Raw genomic sequence first — 10,139 nt, forward strand, 5'->3', positions numbered from 1 at the left:
TGGTACGCCCAAGGGGCGTGCTTGTTTCTCGTAAGATCAAGCACTTAGGTTGCCCAACCGGTCGCAGGGCCCCCATTGAAAACATTGCAGCTTTCGCCGCGATGTCCAACCGGCCTTCCGTTGATGAGCGAAAGGATTGTGTCGGCACTACCGACGCAACCGGAAGCGCAGTATCGCCGAACTCGGCCGCTGCTGCCAGCACCACGTCGGAAAACTGGTCGGAAATGGCGTCGAAAGCCAAGATCGTCGATGCAGCCGGCCGATTGTTTGGGGCCAGAGCAGCGCGCCAGCTGTGGCAGGACCTCGGGCTTCCGCTAGTTGGCAAATCCCCCGGACCCCCTGACTTAAGCTTGCTGCACTACGTCGCCGCATTCGTCGAGGCGCGGCTGGTCGCAGATTGTCGGGTCGGCATCGCTGCACGGCAGCTTCACACGGCCTACATTGATTGGGCTGACGAGACGGGCGCGCCGCGTCTATCCCTCACACGCTTCGGATTGCTGATGCCCAGGACCGGCATTCGGCGTGTGACCGGCCGCACGGTCACCTACGAGGCCAGGTTCAAATGACCGAAAACCCCGTACCCCTTTTTGAAGGCGCGGCACTGTCGAAACTGGCGGTTTCTTTGTTTTTATTGCGTTTTTCGGCGCGACACTTGCGACAGTTTGCGACAGTTTGCGACAGTCTAAACAGCGAGAATAGCGCAACAAAATCAAAGGCTTGCGACAGTTTGCGACAGTTTTGCCGGGTCTATACGTAGAGAAAACAGGGTGCGGGATAAATTCTCTCAGCCCTATAGCGTCTAAAAACTATCGCAACTATCGAACCTATTGAAATCTAACAATAAAACTATCGCTAAACTATCGCTAAACTATCGTAAAGTGGTGCAGAGGTTATTAAAACAATGGATTGGGGTATTGGAAGTCAGACGACAACCAAAGGCCGAGCCGTTGATGAGCGCTGGGATGTCGGCACTACCGATACCATCGGCCAAATTCCGAAGGGTGAGACCGGGCATGCGAGCCGTCAGCCACCCCCCGGTCTAGGGACCGTATCAGGCGCCTCTGACCTATACGGGCCCGGGGGATCCCGGGATTTTTCTAGTAGGCCACTTTGCAGGCGGTACACGCAACACGCGTTCGGACCCGTGCAGCACACATCATGCAACCTGAAGGAGAATGCGAAATGACTGAGAAGACCGTCACCCTGTCCCGCCGCTATGAAGCGCATGGCGCTGTCTTCGAAACGGTGAAGGTGCGCGAGCCGCGGTTCAACGACTTGATGCAGCTGGGCGAGCCCTACGAGATGCAGCGCGCCGCCGGCAACAACGTCGTCATCGAGAACGTCGAAACGGTCGCCGCCTATGTCCGCCGTTGCGTCATCGAGCCCGGCTTCGACATGCTTGGCGAGCTCGGCATCAAAGACGCCAGGGCGGTTCGGGTCGCTGTGCTCGATTTTTTTACGTATGGCGAGCCAGCCACCGCCTCGCCTGCCTCGAAGTCGGAACCCGCGCCGATGAGTTGATATTCCGGTTTGGCATGCGGGCGGCCGATGTCGCCTGCATGCCGATGTCGGAGATCCTCGCCTGGTTCGCGCGCGCCGTCGCATATCACAATCGTAGGAGCCAAAAATGAGCAATCGTACCATCGAAGCCGTGATGCGGCTTTCTGCCAAGCTGGGCCCGATGGGCGCCTTCGATAAGATGGGCGCCAAGCTGAACCAGGTCAATCAGAAGTCGATCGCGTTCAACAGGACGCAAGGCCTGCTCAATCGCACGATGTCGGCCATGCCGATCGGGCGCTTTATTGGACCTGCCGTCGCGGGGTACGCCCTCACGCAATCGATCAAGGAATTTGCCTCTGTCGAGCGCCAGCTCACGCGAATCGGCCTTACGCTGGGTGCGTCGCGCGACGAGATGCAGGGCCTGTATCAGGATGTAAACCACTTCGCCAAAGCCTACGCCCTGCAGTCTGACCAGGTCATGGAAACGGTCGGCGCCTACGCGGCCGCCGGCGCCAGCCTGACGGACATACGCAACGATCTGGACCTGCTCACCAAGTCGCAACAGGCGCTCGGAGCATCGGGCGAGGATGTCGTGAACAGCTGGAACACCGCGCGCCTGTCGCTCGGTTTGACCACCAAGGACGCCGAAAAGTTCTTCTCGATCATCGCCGCCGGCAGTTCGGCCGGCAAGTTCGAAGCGCCCGACATGGCGCGCTTCCTTCCCTCGCTGCTGCCGTCGGCGGCCAAGCAGGGGTTCCAGGGGATCGAGGGCGCGCAGCGCATGGTCGGATTCCTCGAGGTGATGGCGAACTATACCGGAACTGTCGGCGAGGCCGCGACGTCGGTCGGCGATTTTCTCGAAAAGCTTTCCAGTCCGGACGTCGAGAAGCGGCTCTCAAAAATCAGCGGAAGCTTTCTGAAGCGCATGTCGGCCGCTCGCGAAAATGGCGAGGACATGCTCAAGGTGACGCATGATATTTTGATGGAGGCCACCGGCGGCAAGGCTGACCGGCTTGGCCAGATTTTCGGCGACAAGGAAGCCCGCCAGGCCGCGACCGTGATCCTTGCACACTACGACGAGATCGTCGCCGCCCAAAAGGAGATCGCGGCGAATGCACCTGGCGTCCTCGATCGCAACAACGCGCAGCTGCTGAAAAACACGCAAGCCGGCCTTGATCGGATCAAGGAAACGCTTAGCGAGCTGCAGATTCAGGCCGGCGATTTCGCCGCATCGCTCGGCGTCGTCGACGGGCTGAAATACATCGTCGACACACTCGGCTATGCCAACTCGGTCAATGCCGGTCTCGAAAAAAGCGGCGTTCACGGGTTCGCCGCGCGCACGGCCTGGGGCATCACTCACGGAGACGAGGACAAGGACATGATGGCCCGGCGAGGCGGCTATCGCTCCGATGAAGAGCTTCGCGCGGCTGCCGCCTACAAGCAATATGGCGATTCGCGGCGCGGCGGCTTGCCGCGTGATCCGAGCTTCAGCGCCGGCACTGACGCCAATGGCGTGCCCATTCCGCTGCCCTATGGCGCGCCGACGCCGCTCGGTCCTGTGGTGCGCAGCAACCTCTACCCAGCCCAGCACGGCCGAGGATCCTCGTACCGGCCGGATAGCGCCTGGTCGCTGCCGCCAGGTGCGGGCGGCGGGTCGCAACCGGCCGGTGACTGGTTTTCCCCCGTCGGCGCCGAGATCGAGGATAAGATCGCCAGTGGCGGCCAGCAGGCCGGACAATCGATCACCGACGGCGCCAAACAGGCCGGAGGTATATTTGCAGCGATGGTCGCCGGCATAGGCAAGCAGCTCGGCACCGAGGCCGGTGCAGCGTTCAACGCGACGGCAAGGGCGCCGACCCCTGCCGCAGTGCGCGCCGATACCGGACGCTCGATTGCTGGCCGCTTGATGGGGCCGCGCTGAACGATGTTCGACGGCGAATTTCTGTCGCAGCGGTTTCAGAGGATCGGTGAAGAACACACTGAGCTGGTCAGGATCGCTTGCGCCATGGCCGAGATCGACGACCGGGAGGAGCGGCTGTTTCACAGGCTGATGATCGCCGAAGCAAGCAATCGTATCGCCGATCTCTGGCAGCAAGTCGCCGCACACCTGGCGGACGGGGGCGCGGGGGCCAATGCCTAAAAAAAAGTCGATCTCGTTGCCCGGCCGCACCTCACGGCCGTTTCAGTCCTCTTCCCGTGAAACATTGCCGACGTTTCACGCTCGAGTCGCGCCTTTGCTGCCGGCGTTGAGCATCGCCACGGCGCAAGCGGCTGCGGTGCGACGGGCGACCGCGCGAGGCCACACCATGGGCCCGTGGCGGCGCGACAAAGGCGTATGGCGCACGGCTTGCGAGCGGTGCGGGGAAAAGCTCGACCTGGCGACAGGCGCGCTCAGTGCGGCCGGCGTGGCGGCTGTGAAGGCGCAGGGCGGCATTGCTGGCGAGATGGAAGGCGGCATCGTCTACGTGCTTGGCGGCGCGTTGGAGCCTTGTCCTCGCTGATCTTGCGAGGGTTTGCGGGCAGGGGCTCAGGATTTGAGGGGGACCGGGGGTAAGGCTCTAATGTTCGCGCAAAACAGACCAGGCTGCGATATGCCGACGGGCTTCAGCTTCGAACTCCCGCCATTTTGGGCGCGTCTCGCTTTCCTGGATGAACGCGTTGCGCTCTCGACGCGTCACCGTCTTGCCGGTCGGAACGGCATCATCAGGATCGGCGCCAGCGGCGGCGCAAATCGCCCGGGCGACTTTTTCCAAAATCTGATCGTCGGTTTCCTTTGCCATCCCCAAGGCTCCTATTCTCGTTTCAGCGCCCTAAGCGCTTGTCCGGCGCGCGCCGCCACCTCAGCTTCGTAGACATCCTTCCGTAAGCGCACCCCTGGTCCGTCGCCGTTCTTATCGAGAAAGATCACGCCAGCCGTTTCCAAGGCGGCGCGCATGGCCGCGAGATTGTTAGGGTTTGGCATCCTCCGGCCCTTTTCGAAATCCACGACGGTATTTCGCGACACGCTAGCATTACGAGCCAAGACCGCCTGATCCATCTCAACAAGGGCGCGAGCTGCCCGTATTTGTGCCGGTGAAATAGTCATCAAGCCCAACGTTGCGCATGGTGTTGACAATGTGCCCTTAGTTGGGCATCATGCGCAATAGATATCACGATGCCCAACTAGGAGCAACTACAATGCCGAACGCACTCGTTGCGGCAGCCGCCGAAGGCTTGCCGTCAATTAACCGCCGCCAGGTCCTTCATAGTTTGGCAGCATCGTCAGCCGCCGCCGCTGCCTTGGTGGCGGCTATTCCCGCGGAGCCTGCCGAGCATCCCGACGCAGACCTATTTTGGCTTGATCAGGAAATGGCGGAAGCCGAGGCGCAGATGCATCGAGCTAACAAAGCCTGCTGCCGGGTCGGCAGGAAGGCCGACATGCTCTATCCGCCGCAACCTGCGGGATGGGTGGAGCCTCGCATGCCCGACGATCTTCATGAAATGACCGGCGGCATGCTTGTTCGGGACTTAGCGTTTCCGGAGAAACAGCCAGCGCCTTTGCGTGATTTTCATAGGTCTCGTGAAGAGCAGCTGGCCGCGCACAGGGCTTTGCAGGAGGCCTTCCTTGATAAGGTGAACGAGATAAATCGCGAGGCCGGCGTTGATGTTGCAGAAGCCGCCTACAGCGCGCGCTCGGCCGAGTTTTGCAAGGTCGGCGATCGCATCTTGGCAATGCCGGCCAACACGTTGGAAGGGATTGTCGTCAAGCTCCGGGCGGCCGACAGGATCGGCGCCAAAAACGATGCGTTGATATCGATTGCCGCCGATATCAGGCGCCTGGCAGGGGAAGCGGCGTGATGGGAAAAACCGACGCAAAGCTACTACGGCTCGAAGCAAAATTCCGCGCCGCGGACGATCGACGGAAGGAAGCTACCGCCAGGACAGCCGAACTCGAAGAGGAAGTGGATCGCCTCATGGCCATCGTTCGAAAGGCGGAGGAGAAGGAGGCCAAAAAGGCTGCGGCGACGGCCCGCGCGTTCGATCGCGTCATGCACACCCGGGCGAGAAGTTTGGCGGGTCTGCTTGCGAAGGTGAGGGTCAGAACGCTCTGGAACACTGATGACGAGGAAAGCGAGATAACAATCCTGAAGAGCCTTGTCGCTGACATAGAGGCGATGGGCGACGGCTAGTACTTAAAAAATAACCGTGGGGTCAATTGACACCAAGGCAGGCGTCATGTCATTTCTGGTGTCACCTGACACCCATCGGAGCCTTGTACATGCCCCTTTCTCGTTCCCACTACCTTGCCCTCGCCGGTGTCGGGTTGCAGCTCTTCAAAACCCTTCAGCGTCGGGATCAAATTCCCCTGTTGGGACCCAAGCTAGCCCCCATCGACGCGGAAGACGCATCGAAACTGGCGGATTTTCACAGCTTTGTTGAAAATCGCGGTTATCTGCCAATCGAGGCAATTATGCTCGCCATTGCCGACGATCTTTGCACGACATCGTCATTCACCCGGGACGTGGCGAAGCTTCGGGTGCAGGGAAGTCCCGAGTTGACTATCAACGGCACTCGCCGCGCGCTTGCCGGCGAGAAAATCTGGATCGGCTTCTACGCTACCGAAGAGCGGGACGGCATCGTCGATGAGTACGAGCGCCATCATGTGCCCTACCACTTCTCCGCTGTGGGAACGCGCGAGCAAGTCTTGGGGCAAATCGACAACGATGCCGAGGGGTGGTCGGACGATGTGCGTTCCATCAACCTCGTGAACCTCACATTGATTGTGAAGCGCGCGCAGGTGGTGCGAGAGAATCTGAACATCACCGAACCGCTCTTGCCTGAAACGGACCAGGAGTAACCCACAATGGCCGACATCTATCAGAATGGCGAAATGATCCTGCATGGCCCCGTCGCTGGCGATTTCTTCGGTCCTAACGCTTTCACTTCGCACGATGTGATCGGGGTGCTGGCGCAGCATGGCTCCAAGCCGCTGACTGTACGGCTCAATTGCCCAGGGGGTGACGCTTTCGACGGTATCGGCATCTATAACGCCCTGGCGCGACACAAGGCCGGCGTCACTGTCGTCGTCGAAGGTCTTGCCGCATCTGCGGGCTCGCTGATTGCTATGGCCGGCAGCGAGATCATCATGTGCGCTGGCACCATGATGATGTTGCACGAGGCCCATGGCGTCACGGTAGGGCCGGCCTCGGCGCAGCTCAAGCAGGCCGAACTTCTCGACCGTCTGAGTGGCGAATACGCCAGCATCTATGCGGCGCGGGCTGGGGCGGCGCCGGATGCCGTACGCGCCTCGATGAAGGACGAGATCTGGTTCACGGCCGAAGAAGCCCTCGAGGCTGGCTACGCGACCAAGGTCGACAAGGCGAAAGCCAAGTCATTCGCCGCCTTCGATTATCGCGCTTATGCCAAGGCGCCGGAAGCGCTGAAGGCGCTGGCGCTCAAGAACAACTGGACAGCCGGCGAGAAGCCGCTTTCGGCCTCGGCCGAGAAGGATCGCGCCGACACCCTGCAGGCCGAGCTGGATGCTTTAAAGGCGTCCAGCCAGGCTGAAAAGGACAGGCAGACGCAAGCATCGGCCTATGAAGCAAGCCGCCTGGCTGCAGCACACCTGCCGATGTCTGGACTGGCGCAGCCTGGCAATCGCGGCAGCCGCAGCGGGCCCACGACCTGGAATGACTTCCTCCCAAAGTAAGGACTAAAACCGATGAGCGCAGCTCCCAAGCCTAATCCCGCCGATCTCTTCGACCCGATGGCGATCGCCATGTTGAACCGGCACTCGCCGGGTATCGTCCGCGCTGCCTTTGGTGACGCAGTATCGCGTGCACATCCTGGCATGGGTCTCCGCGATGCGGCGGCTGCGGTTGCCTCGAAGACCGGAGGGCGCACCGAAATCCGCGCCATGATGACGACGGATGATTTTCTGAAAATCCTGTCGGACACGGTCTCTGTCTCTGCGCTGGCCGCGCAGATCATCAACTACCCCGAAATCCTGCGCATCTCTCACGAGACGACCTATGAAGATTTTCGCGAGAAGGAGAGCGTCCAGGGCGGTCTCTTCCCCGAACTGCTCCCGCCTGGTGAGGGCGGAGAGGTGCAGTATGGGACGATCGGCGAACGCAAGGAAAAGACCTTTGCCGTCATCCGCTCGCGGATGATCGAGATCACGACCGAAGCGCTGGTCAACGACAATCTCGGCTTGCTGGTGCAGCCGGCGCTTCGCATCGGTGAGACCGTGCTCGACGGCAAGGCGCGGGTGATCGTCAACCGGATCGAATCGAACCCGGTGCTGTCGGATGGCGTCGCGGTGTTCCACGCCAGTCACGGCAACCTGGCTGGCGCCGGTGCGGCTCTGGACGTGACGACGCTTTCGGCGGGAAGGCTCGCCATGCGTCGACAAAAGGACATCGACGGGCTGCGCGATATCGGCGTCAACCCGTCCTTCCTGGTCATTCCGCCCGAGCTCGAAACTGCCGCCGAGCAGCTGCTCGCCGCGATCACGGCCACCTCGGTCGACGAGGTCAACCCGTTCTCAGGCAAGCTGACGCCGGTCGTCGAACATCGGCTCGCCGACCCGAAGGCCTGGTATCTATTCGCCCGGCCGGAGCGGCAGATGAGCCTCGAGCATGGCACCGTCAACGGCATGGACGATCCGGAGGTGCGTACAGAGGCGCCAATCAACCGGCACGCCGTCATCACGCGCGTTTCCACCGCCTTCGGCGCCGGCTGGATCGACTATCGCGGCGCCTACAAGAACGCCGGACCGGCGTAAAATCAGGAGAGACCGACAATGAGAAACCTTGTCCAGGATGGCCATACGGTGCCGTTGACGGCGCCCGTCGACCGCGCGCCGGGAGATATCGTTTGTGTAGGCAGCATCGTCGGCATTGCCGTCGGCGCCGCCGCCAGCGGCCAAGTTGTGCAAACGCGCCTTCAAGGCGTGTTCAAGGACCTGCCGCTGAAGAGCGGTGATGTCTTCGCCGCCGGCACGCTCGCCTATTATGTGGTCGCCGACGACGAGCTGACGACCACGGCCGGCACAAACAAGAAGTTCGGCGTCTCGCTTGGCGGCGGTCAGTTCAGGCTCAACGGATCGTTCTAAGGAATCTGCCGGGACCTTCAGGGGCGCGCGGTTCGTCCTTTCACGCCAATTCCGCCCGGCAAATAGTCATGATCCGGGATTGGTTGAAATCGCACGAGAAGGCCTGTCGCGCTCGGATGTACAGCGCGGCAGCCGAAGCGGATGCAGTTGGGGGGATGGTTCGCTCCGGCTGCATCCGCGATTTCCTCACAGGGTCGGAAAAATAGCACTATGGCCAACCGAGCTGCATTGATCACCCAGGCCGACGCGACGCGCCTTTTCAAGGCGGCCAAGCTCGCCGGCTATGATCGGGCCAAGTTTGTTTCCTACCCAGATGGCCGCGTGGAGGTGCAGGTTGAAACCACGCGCCGTGGCGTGCAGGGTGGCGATGACGCCAGCGAATGGGACGATGTCCTTTCATGAAACGCCGCGCGGCTAACCCATTCCCCGGCGTCTCGCCGGCCCCCGATCGCCACGGTAAAATGCGTTGGCGTTTCCGCAAAAAGGGTGTGCCGCAGACCTACCTGCCGGGCGAATACGGGTCTATCGAATTCCGCAAGGCCTACGAGGCCGCGCTTCAAGGATCTCGCGCTGCCGCGATGCCTGCCCGGCACCAATACGGCACATTCGATTGGCTGATTGAGCACTACAAGCGCTCGCCGAAGTGGAAGAAGCTTCGACCGATCTCGCAGTACAATCTCGGCAAGGATTTTGATCGCTTCAGCCATGCGTATGGAAAGCGGCGTGTCGCAACATTGCGGACTGAGCACGTCGAGGCGATCATCGGCAAGAAGGCCGATACCCCATCCGCCGCAAATCATCTGCTGAAACTGCTTCGCAGGCTATGCCGTTTCGCGATGCGCAAGAAGCTGATCGCCGTCGACCCGACGCTTGATGTAGAACGCTATGCCGAAAACCCGGATGGCTTCCACACCTGGGCAGAAGATGAGATCAGCCAGTTCGAGGCGCACCATGGCATCGCTTCCAAGGCGGCTCTCGCGCTGCGGCTGATCCTCAATTCCGGGGCCGCTCGGCAAGATGTCGTCAAGCTGGGGCGCCAGAGCGTCCGCCAGGGGCGAATCGCCTATCGCCGCGGTAAGACCGGCGGCGACGTGGACTTGCCCATCCTCGAGGAGCTCGAGGAGGTTCTAGCGCTGGTTCCTGGCGATCGGATGTTGTTCCTGACACACACCGGCGACAGGCCCTACAAGCCAACCACATTCGGCAACTGGTTTCACGATCAGTGCATTGCCGCCGGCCTTCCTCACTGTTCTTCTCACGGCCTCCGCAAGGCCGGTGCGACGCGCCTTGGCAATGCCGGCGCGAGCGAATTGGAGATCATGGCTTTCCTCGGCCATCGCACGCCTGACGAGGCGCGGACCTACGTCAAGAAATTCAATCGGAAGCGCCTCAGCGACACCGGCATGGAGAAGGTGTCCAGGGCAAAAAGAGAACAGGATTTGTCCAACCCCGTAGAAAAGTTGGACATTCACCGCCGCAAGGCTCTGAAAGAAAAGGGAAATTAGATGAAGGTGGTACGCCCAAGGGGAATCGAACCCCTGTT

At 61.1% G+C, this 10,139-nt stretch carries 15 protein-coding genes; 13 read left to right on the plus strand and 2 right to left on the minus strand.

What is annotated here, in order from left to right; genetic code table 11:
• From NKJ94_RS36270 to NKJ94_RS36290, 5 genes are all read left to right on the plus strand, one after another.
• Positions 1–566 (plus strand): hypothetical protein (locus NKJ94_RS36270; RefSeq protein WP_352532432.1); only part of this gene is annotated, 566 nt, incomplete at its 5' end.
• A gap of 616 nt (positions 567–1,182) precedes the next feature.
• Positions 1,183–1,521, plus strand: coding sequence for a hypothetical protein (locus tag NKJ94_RS36275; RefSeq protein WP_352532434.1), 339 nt, complete (start codon positions 1,183–1,185; stop codon positions 1,519–1,521).
• A 106-nt stretch (positions 1,522–1,627) separates the two neighbouring features.
• Positions 1,628–3,421 (plus strand): phage tail tape measure protein, encoded by a 1,794-nt coding sequence (locus tag NKJ94_RS36280; protein WP_352532436.1) that lies wholly within the window; start codon positions 1,628–1,630, stop codon positions 3,419–3,421.
• A 3-nt stretch (positions 3,422–3,424) separates the two neighbouring features.
• On the plus strand, positions 3,425–3,640 hold the full coding sequence (locus tag NKJ94_RS36285) for a hypothetical protein (RefSeq protein ID WP_352532438.1): 216 nt from the start codon (positions 3,425–3,427) through the stop codon (positions 3,638–3,640).
• Positions 3,633–4,001, plus strand: coding sequence for a hypothetical protein (locus NKJ94_RS36290; RefSeq protein WP_352532440.1), 369 nt, complete (start codon positions 3,633–3,635; stop codon positions 3,999–4,001). The genes NKJ94_RS36285 and NKJ94_RS36290 overlap by 8 nt, the downstream gene beginning before the upstream one ends.
• Before the next feature lie 57 nt (positions 4,002–4,058).
• Here the strand turns inward: NKJ94_RS36290 and NKJ94_RS36295 are convergent, their stop codons facing one another.
• Together NKJ94_RS36295 and NKJ94_RS36300 are read right to left on the minus strand one after the other, a co-directional pair.
• The gene (locus NKJ94_RS36295; RefSeq protein WP_352532442.1) at positions 4,059–4,280 is read right to left on the minus strand and encodes a hypothetical protein; all 222 of its coding nucleotides are present in this window, start codon (positions 4,278–4,280) and stop codon (positions 4,059–4,061) included.
• 11 nt (positions 4,281–4,291) lie between these two features.
• A complete protein-coding gene (locus NKJ94_RS36300; RefSeq protein WP_352532460.1) occupies positions 4,292–4,585 on the minus strand; it encodes a helix-turn-helix domain-containing protein in 294 nt (97 codons plus the stop codon).
• A gap of 92 nt (positions 4,586–4,677) precedes the next feature.
• On the opposite strand from NKJ94_RS36300, the gene NKJ94_RS36305 reads away from it, so the two are divergent.
• The 8 genes from NKJ94_RS36305 to NKJ94_RS36340 all read left to right on the plus strand — a co-directional run bounded on the left by NKJ94_RS36305 (position 4,678) and on the right by NKJ94_RS36340 (position 10,101).
• Entirely contained in the window at positions 4,678–5,337 is a 660-nt protein-coding gene (locus tag NKJ94_RS36305; protein WP_352532444.1) for a hypothetical protein, read from the plus strand.
• Positions 5,337–5,669 carry a hypothetical protein gene (locus NKJ94_RS36310; RefSeq protein WP_352532446.1) on the plus strand — a complete coding sequence of 111 codons (333 nt, stop codon included), beginning with the start codon at positions 5,337–5,339 and terminating at the stop codon, positions 5,667–5,669. The genes NKJ94_RS36305 and NKJ94_RS36310 overlap by 1 nt, the downstream gene beginning before the upstream one ends.
• A gap of 89 nt (positions 5,670–5,758) precedes the next feature.
• Positions 5,759–6,337, plus strand: a complete 579-nt coding sequence (locus tag NKJ94_RS36315; protein ID WP_352532448.1) for a hypothetical protein — start codon at positions 5,759–5,761, stop codon at positions 6,335–6,337.
• Between the two features lie 6 nt (positions 6,338–6,343).
• On the plus strand, positions 6,344–7,189 hold the full coding sequence (locus NKJ94_RS36320; protein ID WP_352532450.1) for a head maturation protease, ClpP-related: 846 nt from the start codon (positions 6,344–6,346) through the stop codon (positions 7,187–7,189).
• Between the two features lie 12 nt (positions 7,190–7,201).
• Complete coding sequence (locus tag NKJ94_RS36325; RefSeq protein WP_352532452.1) at positions 7,202–8,266, plus strand: phage major capsid protein; 1,065 nt, start codon at positions 7,202–7,204, stop codon at positions 8,264–8,266.
• Positions 8,267–8,284: 18 nt separating this feature from the next.
• Complete coding sequence (locus NKJ94_RS36330; protein ID WP_352532454.1) at positions 8,285–8,596, plus strand: DUF2190 family protein; 312 nt, start codon at positions 8,285–8,287, stop codon at positions 8,594–8,596.
• Between the two features lie 210 nt (positions 8,597–8,806).
• Entirely contained in the window at positions 8,807–8,998 is a 192-nt protein-coding gene (locus tag NKJ94_RS36335) for a hypothetical protein (protein ID WP_352532456.1), read from the plus strand.
• Positions 8,995–10,101 (plus strand): tyrosine-type recombinase/integrase, encoded by a 1,107-nt coding sequence (locus tag NKJ94_RS36340; protein WP_352532458.1) that lies wholly within the window; start codon positions 8,995–8,997, stop codon positions 10,099–10,101. The genes NKJ94_RS36335 and NKJ94_RS36340 overlap by 4 nt, the downstream gene beginning before the upstream one ends.
• Positions 10,102–10,139: the final 38 nt, after the last annotated feature.

The organism is Mesorhizobium sp. M0060, from assembly GCF_040323155.1.
In the GTDB taxonomy this organism is placed as follows: Bacteria; Pseudomonadota; Alphaproteobacteria; order Rhizobiales; family Rhizobiaceae; genus Mesorhizobium.